This window comes from Thermoleptolyngbya sichuanensis A183, from assembly GCF_013177315.1.
Classification (GTDB): Bacteria; Cyanobacteriota; Cyanobacteriia; order Elainellales; family Elainellaceae; genus Thermoleptolyngbya; species Thermoleptolyngbya sichuanensis.
The window spans coordinates 1,767,178-1,786,979 of the sequence record NZ_CP053661.1 but is presented as its reverse complement, the minus strand read 5'-3'; the positions used below and the strand labels follow the sequence as shown (position 1 = coordinate 1,786,979).

The window sequence follows — 19,802 nt, the reverse complement described above, 5'->3', positions numbered from 1 at the left end:
ATGCCCTCTATTTCATTTAGGCAGAACGCAACCTCACGACTCGCACCTTTACGGTGGCGATCGCCCGTCTAAGACGATTCTTTTTTGGCTTTCATTTTCTGTTTCTGCTTGTCGCGCTTGGCGGCAGCTTTGGCAGCTTTTTCGGCGGCGATCGCCTCCAACCTAGCGCGTTCTCGCTCCTCCGCGACTTTTTCAAGGTAATAGTGATAATCGCCACGATAGAGCCGCAATTCTCCGTCGCGCACCTCGACAATTTTGGTGGCCACCTGAGAAATAAAGTAGCGGTCATGGGACACCACAATTAGCGTGCCGTCGTAGTTTTGAATCGCCTCCTCCAGCATTTCCTTGGCGGGAATGTCGAGGTGGTTGGTCGGCTCGTCCAAAATCATCAAATTCACCGGGCGCAGCAGCATTTTGGCCAGGGCCAGCCGCGCCTTTTCGCCGCCGCTGAGGGCTTCTACTTTTTTGAACACCATGTCCTGGCTAAACAGAAAACGCCCTAGCAGCGTCCGCACTTCCTCGTTGCTCCAGTCAGGCACTTCGTCGTGGATCGTGTCCATCACGGTTTTGCTGAGATCCAGCGCCTCCGCCTGATTTTGCTCAAAATAGCCAGGGATCACGTTGTGGTCGCCGAGGGACACTTTGCCATCGGTGGGCTGCTCCATGCCCATGATCAGCCGCAGCAGCGTGGACTTGCCGCAGCCGTTGGGGCCGAGAAACGCGATGCGATCGCCCCGTTCGATCAGCAGGTTTGCGCCCAAAAACAGAATCTTGTCTTCGTAGGTGTGGGTCAGTTCTTGAATCATGACCACTTCGCGGCCGCTGCGGGGTGCAGGGGGGAAGCGAAACTGGAGCGTCCGCACGCTGCCCGTCGGCGCATCGATCCGCTCGATTTTTTCAAGCTGTTTTTCGCGGCTCTTGGCCTGGGTGCTGCGGGTGGCGCTGGCGCGAAACCGATCGACGAAGGCCTGCTGTTTCTCCAGTTCCTTCTGCTGCCGCTCGTAGGCAGAAAGCTGCGCCAGTTGGGCTTCTTCCTTTTGCTGGAGATAGGCGGTGTAGTTGCCCAGGTAGGTGGTGGACACGCCGCGCTCGGTTTCGACAATCTGCGTGCAAAGGCGATCGAGAAACTCCCGGTCGTGGGAGACAATTACCATCGGCGTGGTCAGCCCCTTGAGGTAGGTTTCCAGCCACTCGATGGTTTCCAGGTCGAGGTGGTTGGTCGGTTCGTCCAGCAGGAGCAAATCGGGCGATTGCAGCAAGATTTTGCCCAAGCTCATTCGCATCTGCCAGCCGCCGCTGAAGGCGCTGACGGGGCGATCGCCATCTTCGGCAGTGAACCCCATTTCCGGCAGGATTTTTTCAATCTTGGCCTCTAGCCCGTAGCCGTCCATCGCTTCAAACTTGCGCTGGAGCCGATCAAGCTGATGAATCAGGTTGTCCAGTTCCTCTGGCGAGGCGGTCTGCATCTGGTGCTGCACATCGGCCAGCCCCTCGTGAATCTGGTTCACTTCGGCAAAAGCCCGCCAAAACTCGTCGCGCACCGTGCGGCTGGGATCGACCTCAAATTCTTGCGTCAGGTAGGCTATGTGCAGACTGGCAGGGCGGATAATTTCCCCCGTCGTTGGCTCCATTTCGCCCGCGATGATCTTGAGCTGGGTCGATTTGCCCGCGCCGTTGACCCCTACCAAACCGACGCGATCGCCCGGTTTCACTTCCCAGTTGATATCCTTCAGAACTTCGCCCGTAGGATAGATTTTGCTGATGTGTTCTAAACGCAGCATGGGTGACCTTGTGATAGGAGCGCGGTGATAGGAGCGCGATGAACCTGGCCAACACTCATCCGTTACAGTCGGTCATGAATTCGTGTGAAGCTCTCCATAATCTTAAGCATTTTTTAAGCATTATGGTTCGCTCTGCCTAAAAGGTTGGAGCAACGCTCAGAGAGCCGTCCTGAGAAAGATGCGAGAGAGATGCAGCCGTGGCGCTTGCCCGTCACCAAATCTTTTCGAGACGCAGCGCAAACCCCGGCAGCACAGGGTCACCCCTGAGCGTTTCTGGATTTTCCAAGACCTGTACCGGGCGATCGCGCTGATACACATACACCGTGCGGCCAGGGCGATCGATCAGCCAGCCTAGGCTTGCGCCGTTGTCGAGATACTCCTGCATCTTGTCTTGCAGCAGGTTGAGGCGATCGCTCGCAGACCGCAACTCCACCACAAAATCCGGGCAAATCGGAGCAAAGGAGGCCTGTTGTTCATCCCTCAGCGCGTTCCAGCGCTCCAGCCGAATCCACGCCGCATCGGGCGATCGAATAGCCCCATTGGGCAGCGTAAACCCCGTGCTGGAATCAAAGCCAATCCCCGTAGCATCTTCCTCTGCCCACAGGCCTAACTGCACGGTTAGGTTAAAGTTTCGGTTTCCACTATCAGAAAAGGTAGGGGGCATAATCATTACGACTCCGGTGGCGCTGCGCTCGATTCGCAAGTCGGGGTTAGCACGGCATAGCTCGTGAAACTGCTCCAGACCTAGCGACATCTGAGCAGGCAACTCCACGGTCAGCGGTGTCAGTTCAGCGTGAATGCGGAGCGTCGTCATAGGGTACTCATGGAGTGCTCATGGGGTTCGGCGGAAAGCGGACGGTTGAGGCCATTGTAGTGCGACTGTAGTGCGACCCTGACAGGGACAAAGATCTGACAGGGACAAACGCCTAGACGTGGTTTGCTTCTGAGCCAGCTTCCGCAACCAGGGTTTTCAGTTCCACCAGCAATTGCTCCTCTTCGCGGCGCAGGTCGTCCAACCGGGTGAGAATCTGGTCAAGCCGCTGGGTGGGGTTGTCTGAGTCAGTTTTGTGGGGGTGTCGGGTCGAGGATTGTGACAGGCGCTTTGCAAGCTGGAAGCCGCCGCCAAAAATGAACGCAAATAGCCATAGCGGCACCTGAAATAGCCGCAGCCAGAGGTTTTCCGTGAGCCGCCCAATTGCGCCGAAGAGACCTACCAGCAGCGCGATCGCCCCTACTATCAGCCCCAAAGCCCAGAGGGGATGCACCACTAGCCATTGCGCGATCGGGTGGGCGGCCAGCCAGGTTTGTAGCGGCGTGCTGAGGGACTCTAGGAGGCGATCGCCCAGTCCATCCAGCAGAGATTGTCCAAACGGGTTCATGAGAAATTAGGGGGAGAGATCCAGACAGCGCAGGCGGCAAACGGCATCGCAAAAGACACCTGCATAACGTGCATAATCAGAGTCTTCACGATAACCGCAAATTTCTAACCGCTAATTAAAATCTAGCCAAAGCTACCCAAGAGTAGCCAAATCTAGACACGCATTGCTAGCGGTAGCTTTGCGATTCCGCTGAGGGGTCGCACCTCGTCTAGAAGTACCTTTCGGTTTGCTCTGAATTCCGTCTTGCGACTCGACGCAAAGCATGACCTCTAGTTGGCTGTTAGCCAGCGTATAATACTGATGCCGTCTCACAGGCTTCAGTTTTTTATGTAGCGAGATCCATGCAGACCAAACGTGCTTTGCTGACTTCACACCAGCATAGGCGTTTTGGTTAGGAACTCGCTCTGACAGTCGCATGGCTCTGCGCGCTAGAACCATTGCAGCGGCAGTATCGGATGATAGACCGTACTGCTTCATAAACTTAATCAAACCTATCTGTGAACTGTAGGCTGGATTGACCTTAATCAATTCAATACCTGCCAGTTGGCATTTCTGCCCTAGAAGTTCGGTGAACTTGCCATAGATAAATCCTGAGAGCATTCGGGCATAGCGTCTACCCCGCTCTCGCATCTGAGATTTTTTAGCACTGAAATCTAGATTTTCGATAGCGATTGGGCATTGCAACGATTGAGCAATCAGTACAATTTGCTTAGTCACATCATGTAGCGTGGCTTCAATCTGTCCACTACTACGGCTATGCAAGTTTAGCTTGAACTGTCCATGATGCTTGAGATTACCATCGGCATCTACGTAGACCCAACCGATCACACCAGGATTGATATCCAGTCCCAGGCATCCATACTGACGCGGTAACGACTGACGATCGGGTTCTGGTACGTCTGTAGAGCAAGCAATGAACCATCGGAAGTCTTTGCAGTAGATACGATAGGATAACGCTCTGTTAGCCTGGATAGCCTCATCAATCCATTGCTGACCTTGTTCATATTCAAACCGTAACGGAGCCGCGATCGTCTTCCCATATTTGCCTTCCAGGGCATAAGGAACTCGAAACTTGATTGTGCTGCCATCGTACTGAGAGATCTGATTGCCAAAACTCTCTTTTGTGGCTCCAACGGTTGTATACTGCGTTCCTTTGTTGCCTAAGCTGACCTGCAAAACAGCATTCTTGAGGTACTGCAATTTGTTCTCTAGCAGGCGCAAGCGACGTTTCTTCTGGTGAATGACAAATCGCTTTGAGGAGCGCAAGTGCTGACGATACCGAATAGAACAGGCATCAGGTAGTTTTGATAGCGACTTTTCAGCCGTCTTCAACCATGCCCTCGTAGATTTGATCTGCTGCTCTAAAATCTTGATGTGGCGTTTGCGGCATTCTTTAGCTGATGCAATCGCACCTTTGACCTCGGATCGAATGGCGTTAACTTGACGTTTGTTCAAACCGTATTTAGGCTGCAATTCTCGGATGATTTCATTCTCGTTATCGCCAGCCAACATTCGGTTCAAGTATTCAACTCTGGCAGGTTCTACGAGTTTAGAAGCGTCAATAGCGAACTGCCACAGTTCTACAGGTAATTCAGTTGTGACAGTTCGTTGAGCCATCACTTCACCTCATCTACAGCCTTAGAAATTCCGTCAATCAGCTTCTTATTTTTGTGACTTCTAGCTCCATAAAGACGAGCGCTGAAGACCTGGATAAGCTCGATCATGTCTTGAACTAGCTCTTGCTCAAAGCTAAGTGCTTCAGATGATTTATTTACAATGACAACCTCAGTCTCAAACTCTTCACACATTGCAAAGACAAGTTCTGACCCAAATCTTAGAAGCCTGTCTTTATGCGTAATTACAATCCTGCCAACTTCACCAGATAGTATCCTTTTGAGTAGCTTTTGAAGTCCTTTTTTGTTGTAATTTAACCCAGAGCCTAAGTCTTGAATGGTTTCAAATTGCCATCCGTTAGCCGAACTGTAAGATTCTAAAACTTGAACCTGTCTGACTAAATCAGGCTTTTGATCGTGACTACTGACTCTGGCATAGTTGATCGTAATGCGATCGTCTAAAGCTTCTAAATCTCTAGGAACTATTCGCTTTAGATCTGACAAATAAAACCTTCTGTGTCCACTCGGAGAACGCTCAAACCTTAGCTTGCCTGCGTCTGCCCACCTTCTTACCGTCTTAACGGAAACGCCCAACTCCTTAGCCGCTTCACCGATACTGACTGTCAACTCTGTGCTTTCCTCCATAAATGCCTCATATAATAGAATACATCTAATTATGTGGACACTCCGGAAGGTTTGTCAACATTTGGGTAGATATTTTGTTTCAGTCACAGACCCCGTCCCGGCGCAGCCAGGTTGCGGAAGCGGGTAAACTGTGGCTCAAACAGCAGCTTCACTGTGCCCACCGGGCCGTTACGATGCTTGGTGATGATAATTTCGGAAATGCCGCGATCGGGGGTGTCGGGATTATAGTATTCGTCGCGATACAGCATGATGATCAGGTCAGCATCCTGCTCAATTGCGCCAGAATTATGAGAGACCAACCCATCTGCCATCCAAGAAGCAGGGCCAGGAACGGTCAGATCGTAAACCATCTCCTCTCCATCTGGCTCAATAGACGTTATCGCATCCCAAAATAAATCGGCAGTTGCAATTTCCTTGAGCGCCGTGTTGTTCAAAATGTCGGCATAGCTTAAAACCACATCGCGAGTGGGGGAAAACTTGAAGTGCGCGGAGCCACCATAGGGTGTTCCTCTCAGGGATGCCATCTGGCGTTGAGAAATACCCTGATCTTTCATGTCTTGCTTAATCTGTTCAAAAACCTGTGCTGGCAGCGTATCTCTGTTAGGATTCGCTTTGCCTCGATGCGCCAGTTCTCGCATCACCACGGCCGCTGGTTCGACCCTAGGCCCAAACGCACCTACAGTTTCTAGAAACTTAAGTTGTTGAGTTTTACCGTAAATCTGAACGTTATAGCAGTTGGATTTTGTCCAACGGATTTGGCTAAAAATTCCTAGCCGCAGCAGGAGAGCCGCCACGTCTCGGGCCAACCCTTCGCTTACCGTTGCAAAGAAAATGGTGGCCTTGTACTTACGTCCATCAGGACTTAAAGAACTGCTGATGCAGCCATCAGTTGCCCAGAGATGGCGCAAAAACAGCGCAATTTGCTCATCAGGAAGTTGAAAAATCGCCTGAGGAATCCGCTTGCTTGCTGAGCGCTGCCCAAAAATTCCTAAGGCTTTTAGCCACTGCCCCATCCCCTCTGGATGCCAGCGATTGCCATTGCCTGAAATGACAAGCTGATGCCAATTTCCCCGCCCTGGATGGCGATTGACCTGACAGCCAAACGATTCGGCGGCAGCTTTTACAATTGCTGAGTTTTCTTCTGAGCCTGTTGTGTAGCGCAAGGGCTGATGGGAAACGTAGCTACCGTCTCCAATCAAATGGGCCAGTAAGACCACCTGGAGATCTGGCCAGGCGATCGCCGCTTGAGTCAGACGGGGCATATGGTTTGCAAGTGCGAGGCGATCGCCCACCCGCAAATCCTGAAGCTGTTGCCAGCCATCAAATGTGTAAAGCCTGTGCTTACCAGTTGCTCTAATCGTTCTACCCGTTGCAGTCGTCAGTTTGAAGACGGGCTTAACCCCAACTTCCCAGACTAAATCTGCCTTAGCAGCCACTAGGCGACCCCGGTCACCGAGACTAATCACCTCTGGGGTTTGACCGACCAACTCCCGGATCGGGATGCGGCGACCATCCGCCAGCCACACCAGCGTTTCGCCCGTTACGCATTCCCGCAAATCGCTCATCATCGGGCGCTTGTTGGTGCGCGATTCCACTCCCCGACTCAACTGCGACAGCGCGATCACGGGCACGCTCAATTCCCGCGCCAAACCCTTCAGCGCCCGCGTCACGCGAGAGAGTTCCTGCACGCGGTTTTCGCTGCCGCTGCCCTCCATCAGTTGCAGATAGTCAATCAGCACTAGCCCCAGCGCCCCGCCCTGTTCTGCCTGGAGCCGCCGCACCTTCGAGCGCATCTCGGTGACGGAAATATCGGGCGTGTCGTCGATGAAAATCGGCATCTGGGAGAGGGCACTAATCGCGTAGCCCAGTGGCTCCCATTCATCTTGGCTGACCCGCCCTGCCCGCAGCCGTCCGCTCTCGATCTGCGCTTCGCTCGACAGCAGGCGATAAACCAACTGCTCCTTCGACATTTCCAGGCTAAAAATGGCAACGGGCAGCTTGTGAAAGGCGGCAATGTTGCGGGCAATGTTGAGACAAAAGCTGGTTTTGCCCATGGCCGGCCGTCCCGCAGCGATGATCAGGTCTGACCGCTGAAAGCCCTGGGTCATCGCATCCAGGTCATAGAAGCCGCAGGAAATCCCCGGCAGTACCAGCCCCAGGGAGCGACTTTCGATGTCGGAAAAGGTCGCCGTGAGGATATCGGAGGTGGCCGTGAGGCTCTGGTTGGGGCGGGATTGCGTAATGTTGAAAATCTTTTGTTCAGCCTGGTCTAGCACCTGCTCTAGGGGGGTGCTGGTTTCGTAGCCCAGATAGGCGACCTCGTTGCCAGCCTGAATCATCCGGCGGCGCAGGTATTTGTCCGTTACGAGGTGGGCGTATTGGTCGATGTTGACAGCGCTGACAGTGCGATCCACCAGTTGGGCAATGCGGCTCTGCCCGCCGATTTTGTCGAGCTTGTTGTGGTCGTTGAGGTAGCTAGTGACGCTCATCAGGTCGGTGGGTCGTCCTTCGCTCTGGAGCGCCAGCGCGGCGCGATAGATTTCCTGGTGGGCGGAAATGTAGAAGGCTTCGGGGCGCAGCAACTCCGCGACGCGACCCAGCGCCTCCGGGTCGAGCAAGATGCCGCCTAGAATGGCTTCCTCTGCGTCAATGTTTTGCGGGGGGAGGCGATCGCTGTAGGCTTGAAAGTTCAGTTCTTGAACCATAGGGCAGGGCAGCAGGAGCAGGGCAGCAAGCAGAGCGACGAGAACAGGGTTGCAGAAACGAGTTTGGAGTAATCCCTTGAGATCCTACCTGTAGGAGGTGGTGCAGGAGGTGATCGCTATTGTACCCCTATAGATAGAGTCGGCAAGGGGGCGATCGCCAAAAAACGGGCTAGATTTGGGGTTGGATTCGGGACCGGATCTGGGTTTGATTGGGGCGGTTTCCTGCGGCGATCTCCGCTAATCTAGCGAATGCTTCGTCGCAGCGCCCTAGGCAGAGAATTCACAGGAAACGGATCAAAAAATCAAAAAAATACTCTGCGACTATTCTCGCAGAGTACTCATGTACTGTCCGATGACTGATCCAAATCTTTACGCCTCTGCGTCCGCAGGCACCACCTCAATGTCTACCGTAGCGGTCACTTCAGGATGCAGCTTGATATCTACCTTGTAGGTGCCCAGCTTGCGGACTTCGGGCACCGTAATGCCGCGCCGATCCACTTCTTGACCGATCGCCGCTTGCAGCACCTCTGCCACTTCCCGATCCGTCACCGAGCCGAAAATTGCGTCCTTTTCTCCGACCTGCTTGGCGATCGCCAGGCCAGACAACTGCTCCAGCTTGGCTTTGATCACATCCGCCTCTTTCTTTAGCTCGATCAGGCGCTGACGCTCCAATTCGCGCCGCCGCTCCACCTGCTTCAAAATGCCAGGGGTCGTATGCACGGCCAATCCTTGCGGCAGCAGGTAATTGCGGGCGTAGCCAGGAGCCACCTCTACCAAATCGCCCGCCTTGCCCAGCTTGCTTACATCTTGATTAAGAACCAACTGAATCCGTTTCGCCATGAGCCTTCCCAAATAGTCCAGTCTGCTATTGTACCGAAATGTCGGGAGGAGTGTAAAGGAAGAAAGAAGAGAGAAAAAGGAAGAGAGAAGAATGGAGAGCGAAGAGGTTCTGTTTTCCTTTTTTCGTTCTTCCTTTTTCGTTCTTCCTTTTTCGTCCCTCCCCTTCTCTCCCTGTCCCTCCGTCCCTCCATCCACGCGCTCTCTAGGTAGTAGAATCTGAATCGACCCGTTACCCGACGCTGGACTTGTGAACTTTCAGTCTGTTATTGCCACGCTGCATCAGTTTTGGAGCGATCGCGGCTGTTTGATTGTGCAACCCTACGACACCGAAAAGGGCGCAGGCACCAAAAGCCCCCACACGTTCTTGAGGGCGATCGGGCCAGAGCCGTGGTCGGTTGCCTATGTGGAACCCTGCCGCCGGCCAGGAGACGGACGCTACGGCGAAAACCCCAACCGCGTGCAGCACTATTACCAGTATCAAGTGTTGATCAAGCCCTCGCCCAATAACATTCTGGACGTTTATCTCGAATCGCTGCGATCGCTCGGCATTCAGCCCGAAGACCACGACATCCGCTTTGTGGAAGACAACTGGGAAGATGCCGCCGTCGGCGCGTGGGGCGTGGGCTGGGAAGTGTGGCTAGACGGCATGGAAGTCACGCAGTTCACCTACTTTCAGCAGTGCGGCGGCATCGACTGCCATCCCGTGTCGGTCGAGATTACCTACGGGCTAGAGCGGTTGACCATGTACCTCCAGGGGGTCAACTCAATTTTCGATATCCGCTGGAACGATACGCTGACCTACGGCGATGTGCATCTCCAGGGCGAAATCGAAAACTCCACCTACAACTTTGAAGCGTCTAATCCCGATCTGCTGTTCAGCCTGTTTACTCAGTTTGAGCAAGAGTCCACCCGGCTGATGGAAAAGGAACTGGTGCTGCCTGCCTTTGACTATGTGCTGAAATGCTCCCACACGTTTAACCTGCTGGATGCGCGGGGTGTGATTTCTGTCACCGAACGGCAGCGATATATCCTCAAAATTCGCGGGCTGGCGCGGCAGGTCGCCCAGCTTTATCTAAAACAGCGGGAGGCACTGGGCTTTCCCCTCCTGAAGCAAGACCCCTGTCCCGTGTGATGCCCATCGCCAAAGATTCAGTTCATGATGGTGCTGATGCGCCAGCCCGACAGCGATCGCACGTTTGGCAGCGCAGCCCCTCTGCTTCCTTTGCAAAGCCAAAGCTCCGCAGCAGCCGCCGCCAGCGACACTCGCGGGTATAGAGATAGTCCTGCATTTGGCGGATGGCGGGGTCTGCCTGGAAGGGCTGCGGTGTCGCACCAGGCAAGATGCGGTAGTGAAACGGATCGTCCCAAACAAGCTGACCGTTGCGGTGGAGCAGGGCCAGGGCGATCGCCCCATCGGGAAACTGGCGGGCCACCTCGGCCACGGGCCCTGCTTTGGGCAGCTTGCGGATCAGCGATTGGGCAGTTTGGTGCTGCGATCGCGCTTTTTCGGTAAAAAACTGCTGCCGCTGGCGATCGTCTGGGTTTAGCCAACCGGGGCGATCGCTCACCAGCGTCAGCGCCTCGGCGGGTTGACCGTCGCGTCCTGCCCGCCCCACCTCCTGCACATACTCGCTCAGCAACAGGGGTGCGTGATAGTGCAGCACCCAGCGGACGTGGGGATGGTTAATGCCCATGCCGAACGCGCTTGTGCAAACCACAAACGGCATTTCTCCACCCAGCCACGCCTGCTCAATCCGTCGCCGCTGAGCCGGAGCCAGTCCCGCATGGTAGGCCGCCGTGGGAAAGCCTTCCTGGGTCAGCCAGTCCGCCAGTTCTTCGCCTTCCCGGCGCGATCGCACGTAGACCAGCCCAGCCTTGCCCCGCCGCGCCCGAATAAATCGCCAGAGCGATCGCCTGCGCCCGCGTGGACTCCACACGGTTTGCACCGACAGCGCCAGGTTTGCCCGGTAGGGATTTTGCAGAAAGACCTGCGGCTGTTGTAGCCCCAACACCTCTTGGATGGTGCGCTGGGCGGAGGGGTCGGCGGTGGCGGTAAACGCGGCGATCGCCAGGGAGGTTCCTGCGGGTTTGTGGGCCAGTAGCGCTGGACGCACCGCTCCCAGCCGCCGATAGGCCGGTCGAAACGAGTCGCCCCACTGCACCAGACAGTGCGCCTCATCCAAAATCAGCCCGCGAAGCTGCACCTGCGGCTGGCTCAGCAGCTTCCATACGGAGGCACTCAGCAGCGTCTCCGGCGACAGATACAAGAGTCGCAGCCGCCCGCGCTCCAACTGCCACAGTGTTTGCTGGCGCTGGCGGGGCGGCAGTTCGCTATGCAGCAGGGCTGCGGGCAGCCGCTTTTGGCGTAATTCCTGCACCTGGTTTTCCATCAGCGCCACCAGCGGCGACACCACCAGCGTCAACCCCGCTTGCAGCAGGGCCGGAAGCTGGAAGCAAATCGACTTGCCACCCCCCGTCGGCATCACCACCAGCGCATCCTGCCCCAACAAGAGCGATCGCACGATGTCGTCCTGCGGGGGGCGAAAGTCCTCATAGCCCCAAACTTGCTGAAACGTTGCCCGGACACGCGCCCACTCTGGCGCAGAAACAGGGTCGGTCAGATGCATCGCCAATGGGAAAGCAAAAGAACTGCCTTCAGGATTCCCAGATTGAGTCAGAATGTCGCGATGGGAGCCTCGCCTGAAGCCTCTAAGCCACATCCCCCCTGCCCCCTTGGAGAGTCACCCATTTGCTTGCAACTGGCAGGGCGACGATAATAAGAGCGGCTCAACGGCTCACATCGACGGCTCACATCGACGACTCACATCGACGACTGACAGAAGGTTGGATACCCCAAGCCCTTTCCCAATATGCAAACAGCCCCCACCCCCAAAGCCGCCCAGATTGATCAAGCCAGAGAGGCGATCGCCGCCTACGTCCGCAAAATCGAGTCCAGTCCCGATCGCCGCGAGGGAGCCTATCCCTATTGCCTGTTTCACGAGGCAGGACAACCGATTCGCGGCACGGTGATGATGTTTCATGGGTTCAGCGCCAAGCCGCACCAGATGTGGCGACTGGCAGACTACCTGTTTCGTAATGGGTTAAATGTCTACCAATGCACCCTTGCTGGCCATGCCTTCGTCAACCCCGACAAAAACTGGTGTCAGGTGGATCTCAAACCCGAAATTGCCATTCCCCTCAAAGAAAAAGTGGCTGCCGACCCCGTGCTGCAAGCATCGCTGGCCAACCTGACGAATCCCGAAGCGGCTGGCGACCTGCCCCGGCCCAGCTATTTGCAGCGGATGGCGCTGATTGCTCGATTGCTGCGGATAGAGCCGCGCCTGCTGGACATTCTAAAGGCAATCGATCGCCCGAATGATCCCGACTTTGACCGCTATTTTATCTCATCGCATCTGCACTATCTTACCGATGCCCGCGATCGCCTGCGGGAACTGGACTCTCTGCCAGGGCCCATCTTCACCGTGGGCCTGTCCGTAGGGGGCGCAGTGGCGCTGGCGCTGGCCGCCGACCAACCCGACCGAATTGCGCGAGTGGTTGCCTATGCGCCCCTGCTAGAAATCTACGGCGAAGAGCGGCGCAAGTATGTGGAACTGGCGGGTCCGCTGGATATTCGCGAACTGGGCTGGGACCCTGCGCTACGGTTTCCGGTGGGGGCGCTGACGGCAAATGCCCGCTTTGGCAAAGCCTACGTGCAGCAAAATGTTCGCAGCATTTCCCGCACGCCTGTCTTCATGGTGCTAACGGAAAACGAAGACGCAGCCGACATTGATACGAACCGCAAGTTTTATCAAAACCTGGGGGGCGATCGCCAGGGGCATCGCTTTTATCAATATCCGCAGGAAGACCTCGTGCCTCACCCTATGATAGACCCCATCGAAGTTAGCCAGGGCATGAGCAACCGCTTTTGGCAGAGCCTTTATCAAGAAACCTTCCGGTTCTTAACCACGGGCGAAATTGATCCCAGCAACCTCCGAAGCATTGATCAAGACGCTACCTTACCCGCCGTGCCCCCGGTCTAAATCGCAGCCAGGACAAGCATGGTTGGCACGCGGAATCTGCTCTGACGGTTTTGGTATAACCAGGGTATGACCGTCAACACACACCCCCTTGCGACACGGTTGCTATGAAAACTGCCATTTCGCTACCCGATTCCGTCTTTGAAAACGCAGAGAGAGTTGCTGAACAGCTAAGACTGTTTTTTGATAGGAGAGCTAGATGAAGCTAACGGTTCATTAAGGACATCAAAAAGGACATCAAAATCATTGCGAATTTGCCGCAGTTCCTCCTGTTCTCTAGGTGTAATAGGTTCCAGCACCAGAAATGGCTCGAAGGAAGGGGCATAGCCTCGCTGAAACCCAAGACGCTTGTGGACATCTGCAATGGAGAGTTGCTTGGTCTGAAAAATGGTCATGGTTTTAGAGCTAATTTGTAAAGGAGCCTGAAAGCCTTGTTAATCAAGGATTTCCGAGAAACCGCTTTTCCTGGGCAAACATGACCTCAAAGCCACACATGCCAAGAGTTTCAGGCTTCTTAAGATTTGCTTCATAAATTAGCTCTTATAGATAGATAAAAGAACTGCCGGAATATGGTGGCATATCCCGGCAATGAGGAGACTGCTACTGTTCTGCACCCTCGATCGGGGCAAAGCCTTGCCGCTGGATGTTCTCGCTGATGTGGCGTGGCTCTAGGAATTGCAGCAGGTAGTCTGGGCCGCCAGCTTTGGAGCCAACGCCAGAGAGCTTGAAGCCGCCGAAGGGCTGCCGCGCCACGATTGCCCCCGTGATGTGGCGATTGATGTACAGGTTGCCCACTTCAAACTCCGCCTTGGCGCGATCGAGGTGGGAGGGCGTGCGCGAGTAGATGCCGCCCGTCAGCGCGTAGAGCGTGCCATTGGCAATGTCCATCGCTTCATCAAACGTCGTCGCCTTGATCACCGCCAGCACCGGGCCAAAGATTTCCTCCTGGGCAATCTTGGCGTTGGGCGACACGTTGGTAAAGATCGTCGGCCCGACGAAATAGCCATTGTCGGGCGCGGGCATTTCCAGCGCCAGGGTTGCTTCTTCCTTCCCCTTTTCAATGTAGGCTTTGATGCGATTTTGGGCCTGCGCGTCGATCACGGGGCCAACCTTGGTGTCGGGTGATTCTGCGATGCCGACGTGCAATGATTTTGCTGCTTCGATGAGTCGGTTTACGAACGTGTCGTAGATGGGTTCCAGCACGATGACGCGAGAGCAGGCGGAACACTTCTGACCGCTATAGCCGAATGCAGAATAGACCACGCCCTGCACAGCCTGATCCAGGTCAGCGCTTTCGTCTACGATAATCGCATTCTTGCCGCCCATTTCGGCCACCACGCGCTTGAGATGGCGCTGGCCTGGTTTCAGGATAGCGGCTTCTGCGTAAATGCGACAGCCCACTTCTTGGGAACCCGTGAAGGTAATCATGTGAACATCGGGATGTTTGACCAAGTGTGCGCCCACGGTGGAACCTTTGCTGGGAATGTATTGGAACACGCCAGCGGGAACGCCTGCCTCAATCAAAATTTCCGCTAGCTTGGCCGCAATCACAGACGATGTTTCCGCAGGCTTGAGCAATGTGCAGTTGCCCGCGACGAGGGAGGCAACCGTCATACCCGTGGGAATGGCCAGCGGAAAGTTCCACGGCGAGATGATCAGCGAAATGCCGCGTGGCTGGTAATGGTAGCGGTTGGTTTCGCCCACCACGTCGAAGTTTACGCCTGCGTCTAGCCGCTCCATCTCGTCGGCATAGTAGCGGCAAAAGTCGATCGCCTCCGAAACTTCTGGGTCTGCCTGGCCCAGCACCTTGCCCGTTTCCAGCACCATCCAGGCGCAGAGTTCGGCGCGGCGCTGTTCCATCAGATCTGCGGCACGGCGGAGAATGGCGGCGCGTTCTGTCGCGGGCGTATTCTTCCAGGCAGGGAAGGCGGCCTTGGCTGCGGCGATCGCCCCCTCTGCCTGCTCAATGCTCAGCAGCCCTACCTTGCCCACCACTTCTGACGGATTTGACGGGTTCACCGACTCGATCACCTCCAGCGTATTCACCCGCTGCCCATTCACCAGCGGCAGATAGGTTTGCCCCAACTGCTGACGCACGGTTTGGATAGCAGCGAGAGCGCGATCGCGCTTTGCGGCAATCGAAAAGTCCGTATCTGGGGCGTTGGCGAAGGCGTGGGAGGTGGGTGGGCGGCTGGGCTGATGCGCCTCCTGTCCCCTTTGATCTCGCATTTGCGGAATGGCCAATAGCTCCTCCACCGGGCGCTCCTCCAGGTTTTGGCGCAGGAAGGAGGTGTTGGCAGTATTTTCCAGCAGGCGGCGAATCAGGTAGGCCATGCCGGGAATCAGGTCGCCGTAGGGACAATAGACCCGGACGCGATGCCCCTGGTTCACCATTGCCTTGGCCAGCTTGTCGCCCATGCCGTAAAGCACCTGAAACTCGATGCGGCGGCGGGGAATGTTGAGTTCCTGGGCGATCGCCATTGCGTGGGCCTGCGATCGCACGTTGTGGCTCCCGATGGCAGCGTAGAGGGACTCGTGATTTTCCAGCAGCAGGCGCGTCAGTTTCTCGAAGTTGGCATCGGTCGATTCCTTATGCTGAAACACGGGCACATCCCACCCATGCTGGGCGGCTTTGATAGTTTCCTGATCCCAATAGGCCCCTTTCACCAGGCGGATGGTGATTGGCGTGCCGCGTTCTTTCGCCCACTCAATCAGCCCCTTCAGGTCGGCTTCGGTGTCCTTCAGGTAGGCTTGGAGCGTCACGCCGATGTCGCTGCGGCTGCGAAACTCCTCCTCCATCAAAATTTGCTTGAGGATGGAAATCGTCAGGTCTTTGTAAGCGTATTGCTCCATGTCGAAATGGACGGCAGCACCGAGTTCCTTTGCGCGGCGCAGCAGGATACGAGCGCGATCGCTCACCTGTTCCTGGCTGCCCTTTGCGTCCAGCGGGTCAAACTGCGAATAAAACGCCGTCAGCTTTACCGACACCTGCACCTTCGGCAGGGGTTCGCCATCGGCTTCGTCGATTTGCGGAATCGTGGGCCAGGACTGGGATGCCGCCGCCAGTTCCGTCATCAGTTCCAGGTAGCGATCGAGGTATGATTGCGCTTCGACCTCCGTGATCACCGCTTCGCCCAGCAGATCTACGGTAAAGCACATTTTTTCTTTGCGAAGCTGCTCCAGGGTTTTGATCACCTGTTTAATGGTTTCGCCAGAAATGTACTTGTGGGCAAGGGTTTCAACGGCGGTGGAAACGGTCGTCGCGGCCACCTGGCCAGGCATCGAATCGGGGCTGGCAAAGTTCAGCATTCCCTTCAGCGCGGCGGGCAGTTCCACATTTTCCTTGCTGAGATATTCCTGGAGATGGCGGGCAATTTCGGGTTTGCTTTGCAGGGCGGGCAGCGCGTCGATGAAGTGAAACAACTGCACCCGCAGCCCTGGGTTGCCCATCGTCCAGCCCAGCAGTTTTTCGCTCATGTTCATCTGGTCGCGCATCTGGGCAAAAAAGGAGCGGTTTTCCCGCGTGGCGCTGAGCAGTTGGCGGGCGATCGCCTGGGTCTTGGATTCGTATTGGGTTTGGGCAATATTGCTTACCACAGGTAAACACTCCTAATAAGTTTGGTGTGAAGGCGGTGTGTCGCTCTAAGAAACCCCTCATCCCCCAGCCCCTTCTTCCAAGCGGGGAGGAGGGGAGCCGTCCGGTTCGGAAGTTCCTCTCCCGCCTTGGGAAAGGGATTTAGGGTGAGGGCAGTTAGGTAAAGCTACACATCAAGAATTTGAGGGTCAGACGGGGGCTTCGGACGTTGCTATCTTTCCATTGTCTGATCCGGGGATCAAACCGGGGGAGGGCCTTAAATTAAGGTAACGACTTTGGGGCAGGACAAACGCGAACAGAGCCAGAATGCCTGTTGATTTTGTTAGGTGATCTTCAAAAGCACTGGAAAAAACTGGGGGCGATCGCCCTTCCCTCTACCCCGCCTGCCCTTATGGTGAGACTAGGGTGCATCGTAGCCAAGCGCACAATTTTTCCTATTTGCAACCTCCTAACCTGACGATCAGCAGGTTTCTTTCAATCACAGGGTTCGGCAAACCGGAGGTACGTTTTGGAACAGCACTATCCCGTCATTGTGGTGGGGGGCGGCCAGGCTGGATTGTCCATGAGCTATTGCCTAAAGCAGCGGGGCATCGCCCATCTCGTCTTTGAAAAGCACAAAATCGGCCATTCCTGGCGGGAATATCGCTGGGATTCGTTTTGCCTGGTTACGCCCAACTGGCAGTGTCAGCTACCGGGGTTTCCCTACGCGGGCGACGACCCCAACGGCTTCATGGTCAAAGACGAGATTGTGCAATACATCGAAGCCTACGCCGCCGCGTTTGATCCGCCTGTACTGGAAGGCATCGAGGTGCGCCACCTGCGAAAAGAGGGCGATCGCTTCTCGATTAGCACCACCAGCGGCGACTACACCGCCGATCAGGTCGTCGTGGCCACGGGGGGATATCATCGGCCCAAAATTCCGGCGATCGCCCAGCAACTCCCTGCCTCGATTCAACAACTGCATTCGTCGCAATATCGCAACCCAGAACAACTGCCCAACGGCGCGGTGCTGGTGGTGGGCACGGGCCAGTCTGGCTGCCAGATTGCCGAAGACCTGCACCTAGCAGGGCGGCAGGTACACCTCTGCGTGGGCGGTGCGCCGCGATCGCCCCGTCGCTATCGCGGCAAAGATGTGGTGGAGTGGCTGCACGAAATGGGCTACTACGACCTGCCCGTCGATCAGCACCCGCAAAAAGAAGCCGTGCGCCATAAGGCAAACCACTATGTCACCGGGCGCGACGGCGGTCGTGAAATCGACCTGCGCCAGTTTGCCCTAGAAGGAATGCGGCTACACGGGCGGCTTAAGCAGGTGGGCGCTCGCGAAACGTTTCCGCAGGAAAATCGCCTGCTCTATTTCTGGGACGACCTCAAGCAAAATCTGGATTACGCCGACGAAGTTGCCGAAAGCATCAAGAAAACCATCGACGGCTACATTGAGAAAAACGGCATCGACGCTCCCGTTGATCCGCCCTTTCGCCCCGTCTGGGAACCCAGCGATGAACCGCTGACCCTCGATTTGGAAGCCGCAAACATCACGTCCGTCATCTGGTGTACGGGCTACCTCTCCGACTTTAGGTGGATCGAGATTCCCATCTTCGACGGTAAGGGCTATCCGGGGCACGAGCGGGGCATCGTCCCGGGAGCGCGGGGGCTATATTTTCTGGGGCTGCCGTGGCTCTATACCTGGGGGTCGGGGCGCTTTTCTGGCATAGCCCGCGATGCCCAATATCTGGCAGAACACATTCTCTCTCGCTACAAGATGACGCAAGCCAGTCCCCCCAGCTATATGAACGTGGCCGCCTTTGGCTCATAAGCTCCTAAATTTAGGAGCAGGGAGGAGGCTCTGCATTCCTGCTCACCTGTCTAACTCACCTATCTAAATCGATAGGTGCTGGTGAAAAAAGAAATAAAGTCTGGTAGTAAAATTTTCTGTGCTACCTGTATGGATAGTCCTGGATGCTTTGTATGAAGAGATACAAACTATCCTCGCCGAAACCTCGTAACGTTGCAAGTCAAGTGCCCGGTTGTGTTAGCAAGGCTCTGAGTCCATTGCTCAACTGTGGGGTGATCGCCATTGGGTTCCTGTGCATCCGGCGAGTATGGATTCTTCATGGTTTTTCCTGCATCGTTTTTCTGCGCTGCAACGGGTCATTCAACTGCGTCCCAGACTTTACCTGAGCGTCACCTGAGCATTCATGAGCATTTGAGGATTGTAGATTGCGTCACACCCCTCTCCCACACATCTCAAGTTGCGCCGCACACGAGCATCGTCAGTCATTGTCAAGCTTTCACCGTTAAGCTTTCACCGTTTTCAGTCTTTCACCGTTTTCTAAGGAGGAACGTATGCCCGAAGTGACAACACCTGCCCATCAGCCGGGGGACTATTTTGTTGATTTTGAGGAAAAAGTATTTCCCGATGTCAAGGCTGATCCGGGGGAGAAAGCGCTCATCACCTTCCACACGGTCGCCTTTGAAGGCTCGATTGGCTTGGTGAACCTGCTGCAAGCGCTGCGGCTATTGCGGAAAGGGTTTGAAACCTCCGTGCTGCTCTATGGGCCGGGCGTAACGCTGGGCATACAGCGCGGCTTTCCCAAGATTGGCGATGAAGCGTTTCCTGGTCATCAAAATTTCAACAACCAGCTCAGCAAGTTTATGGCCGAAGGCGGTAAAGTCTACGCCTGCCGCTTTGCCCTCCAGGCGCTCTACGGACACGGCGAGCCGTCGCTGATTCCCGGCATTCGCCCCATCAGCCCGCTCGACGTGCTGGACTTGATCTTGCTGCACCGCAAGGACGGCGCGTTTATTCTGGACACCTGGACGCTCTAGGTTTCGGGAGGATTCAGCATCAGAGGTTAAGGGGCCGGGTCGGATTGGGTAACTTAAGGTCGCCCGCTGTCTAACGCCTGACCTCTAAGCTTCCGCAGACTTCTTCAAGCTTTCTGGTTCCCTCTTCTCAAAGGGGGGCAAGCGGGAACCAGAATGGCTGCTTTGGGGCGATCGCCCTCAAGGCGGCGTTTCATCTTCCGGCAGCTTTCGGCTGTGGATGGGTGAGGGGGGCGATCGCCCGGATGCTCCTAGTTTTTTGCGGGCGATTCCTTGCCTGGAGTCCCTGCCTGGAGTTTGAGTTTGCACCCACGCCGTCCGCAGCAGGGTTTGCCGATCGGTTTCAGAAGCGGCGCAGAGCATTGCCTAGGTGCGCCGGGTTTC

Annotated in this window: 15 protein-coding genes; 4 read left to right on the top strand and 11 right to left on the bottom strand. The window is 55.7% G+C overall.

What is annotated here, in order from left to right:
• Positions 1 to 68: 68 nt before the first annotated feature.
• From HPC62_RS07575 to rplI, 7 genes are all read right to left on the bottom strand, one after another.
• The gene (locus tag HPC62_RS07575; protein WP_172354520.1) at positions 69 to 1,781 is read right to left on the bottom strand and encodes an ABC-F family ATP-binding cassette domain-containing protein; all 1,713 of its coding nucleotides are present in this window, start codon (positions 1,779 to 1,781) and stop codon (positions 69 to 71) included.
• Positions 1,782 to 1,992: 211 nt separating this feature from the next.
• Positions 1,993 to 2,595, bottom strand: a complete 603-nt coding sequence (locus HPC62_RS07570) for a Uma2 family endonuclease (RefSeq protein ID WP_172354518.1) — start codon at positions 2,593 to 2,595, stop codon at positions 1,993 to 1,995.
• Between the two features lie 112 nt (positions 2,596 to 2,707).
• Positions 2,708 to 3,160: a hypothetical protein gene (locus HPC62_RS07565; protein WP_172354516.1), complete on the bottom strand. Its 453-nt coding sequence runs from the start codon at positions 3,158 to 3,160 to the stop codon at positions 2,708 to 2,710.
• Positions 3,161 to 3,292: 132 nt separating this feature from the next.
• Positions 3,293 to 4,777 carry an IS200/IS605 family accessory protein TnpB-related protein gene (locus HPC62_RS07560; protein ID WP_172354514.1) on the bottom strand — a complete coding sequence of 495 codons (1,485 nt, stop codon included), beginning with the start codon at positions 4,775 to 4,777 and terminating at the stop codon, positions 3,293 to 3,295.
• A complete protein-coding gene (locus HPC62_RS07555; RefSeq protein ID WP_172354512.1) occupies positions 4,777 to 5,418 on the bottom strand; it encodes an IS607 family transposase in 642 nt (213 codons plus the stop codon). The genes HPC62_RS07560 and HPC62_RS07555 overlap by 1 nt, the downstream gene beginning before the upstream one ends.
• Before the next feature lie 83 nt (positions 5,419 to 5,501).
• A complete protein-coding gene (locus HPC62_RS07550) occupies positions 5,502 to 8,123 on the bottom strand; it encodes a replicative DNA helicase (RefSeq protein ID WP_172354510.1) in 2,622 nt (873 codons plus the stop codon).
• 369 nt (positions 8,124 to 8,492) lie between these two features.
• Positions 8,493 to 8,963 (bottom strand): 50S ribosomal protein L9, encoded by a 471-nt coding sequence (rplI, locus tag HPC62_RS07545; RefSeq protein WP_172354508.1) that lies wholly within the window; start codon positions 8,961 to 8,963, stop codon positions 8,493 to 8,495.
• Between the two features lie 247 nt (positions 8,964 to 9,210).
• Between rplI and glyQ the strand changes: the two genes are divergently transcribed.
• Positions 9,211 to 10,095 (top strand): glycine--tRNA ligase subunit alpha, encoded by an 885-nt coding sequence (gene glyQ / locus HPC62_RS07540; RefSeq protein ID WP_172354506.1) that lies wholly within the window; start codon positions 9,211 to 9,213, stop codon positions 10,093 to 10,095.
• Positions 10,096 to 10,117: 22 nt separating this feature from the next.
• Here glyQ and HPC62_RS07535 read toward each other — a convergent pair whose 3' ends face one another.
• A complete protein-coding gene (locus HPC62_RS07535) occupies positions 10,118 to 11,590 on the bottom strand; it encodes a RecQ family ATP-dependent DNA helicase (RefSeq protein WP_172354504.1) in 1,473 nt (490 codons plus the stop codon).
• A gap of 243 nt (positions 11,591 to 11,833) precedes the next feature.
• Here HPC62_RS07535 and HPC62_RS07530 point away from each other — a divergent pair, with 243 nt between their 5' ends.
• Positions 11,834 to 13,003: an alpha/beta hydrolase gene (locus HPC62_RS07530; RefSeq protein ID WP_172354502.1), complete on the top strand. Its 1,170-nt coding sequence runs from the start codon at positions 11,834 to 11,836 to the stop codon at positions 13,001 to 13,003.
• Between the two features lie 167 nt (positions 13,004 to 13,170).
• Here HPC62_RS07530 and HPC62_RS07525 read toward each other — a convergent pair whose 3' ends face one another.
• Both HPC62_RS07525 and pruA read right to left on the bottom strand, forming a co-directional pair.
• Positions 13,171 to 13,395: a hypothetical protein gene (locus HPC62_RS07525; protein WP_172354500.1), complete on the bottom strand. Its 225-nt coding sequence runs from the start codon at positions 13,393 to 13,395 to the stop codon at positions 13,171 to 13,173.
• A gap of 205 nt (positions 13,396 to 13,600) precedes the next feature.
• Positions 13,601 to 16,597 (bottom strand): L-glutamate gamma-semialdehyde dehydrogenase, encoded by a 2,997-nt coding sequence (gene pruA / locus HPC62_RS07520; RefSeq protein ID WP_172354498.1) that lies wholly within the window; start codon positions 16,595 to 16,597, stop codon positions 13,601 to 13,603.
• Positions 16,598 to 17,103: 506 nt separating this feature from the next.
• On the opposite strand from pruA, the gene HPC62_RS07515 reads away from it, so the two are divergent.
• A complete protein-coding gene (locus HPC62_RS07515) occupies positions 17,104 to 18,408 on the top strand; it encodes an MSMEG_0569 family flavin-dependent oxidoreductase (protein ID WP_172354496.1) in 1,305 nt (434 codons plus the stop codon).
• A gap of 530 nt (positions 18,409 to 18,938) precedes the next feature.
• Complete coding sequence (locus HPC62_RS07510) at positions 18,939 to 19,421, top strand: MSMEG_0572/Sll0783 family nitrogen starvation response protein (RefSeq protein WP_172354494.1); 483 nt, start codon at positions 18,939 to 18,941, stop codon at positions 19,419 to 19,421.
• A 177-nt stretch (positions 19,422 to 19,598) separates the two neighbouring features.
• Here HPC62_RS07510 and HPC62_RS07505 read toward each other — a convergent pair whose 3' ends face one another.
• Entirely contained in the window at positions 19,599 to 19,781 is a 183-nt protein-coding gene (locus HPC62_RS07505; RefSeq protein WP_172354492.1) for a hypothetical protein, read from the bottom strand.
• Positions 19,782 to 19,802: the final 21 nt, after the last annotated feature.

What these genes read in the sequence shown, in the direction of transcription:
- HPC62_RS07575 (WP_172354520.1), bottom strand. Translation starts at nt 1,781, where the DNA reads ATGCTGCGTTTAGAACACATCAGCAAAATCTATCCTACGGGCGAAGTT.
- HPC62_RS07570 (WP_172354518.1), bottom strand. Translation starts at nt 2,595, where the DNA reads ATGACGACGCTCCGCATTCACGCTGAACTGACACCGCTGACCGTGGAG.
- HPC62_RS07565 (WP_172354516.1), bottom strand. Translation starts at nt 3,160, where the DNA reads ATGAACCCGTTTGGACAATCTCTGCTGGATGGACTGGGCGATCGCCTC.
- HPC62_RS07560 (WP_172354514.1), bottom strand. Translation starts at nt 4,777, where the DNA reads ATGGCTCAACGAACTGTCACAACTGAATTACCTGTAGAACTGTGGCAG.
- HPC62_RS07555 (WP_172354512.1), bottom strand. Translation starts at nt 5,418, where the DNA reads ATGGAGGAAAGCACAGAGTTGACAGTCAGTATCGGTGAAGCGGCTAAG.
- HPC62_RS07550 (WP_172354510.1), bottom strand. Translation starts at nt 8,123, where the DNA reads ATGGTTCAAGAACTGAACTTTCAAGCCTACAGCGATCGCCTCCCCCCG.
- rplI (WP_172354508.1), bottom strand. Translation starts at nt 8,963, where the DNA reads ATGGCGAAACGGATTCAGTTGGTTCTTAATCAAGATGTAAGCAAGCTG.
- HPC62_RS07535 (WP_172354504.1), bottom strand. Translation starts at nt 11,590, where the DNA reads ATGCATCTGACCGACCCTGTTTCTGCGCCAGAGTGGGCGCGTGTCCGG.
- HPC62_RS07530 (WP_172354502.1), top strand. Translation starts at nt 11,834, where the DNA reads ATGCAAACAGCCCCCACCCCCAAAGCCGCCCAGATTGATCAAGCCAGA.
- HPC62_RS07525 (WP_172354500.1), bottom strand. Translation starts at nt 13,395, where the DNA reads ATGACCATTTTTCAGACCAAGCAACTCTCCATTGCAGATGTCCACAAG.
- HPC62_RS07510 (WP_172354494.1), top strand. Translation starts at nt 18,939, where the DNA reads ATGCCCGAAGTGACAACACCTGCCCATCAGCCGGGGGACTATTTTGTT.
- HPC62_RS07505 (WP_172354492.1), bottom strand. Translation starts at nt 19,781, where the DNA reads ATGCTCTGCGCCGCTTCTGAAACCGATCGGCAAACCCTGCTGCGGACG.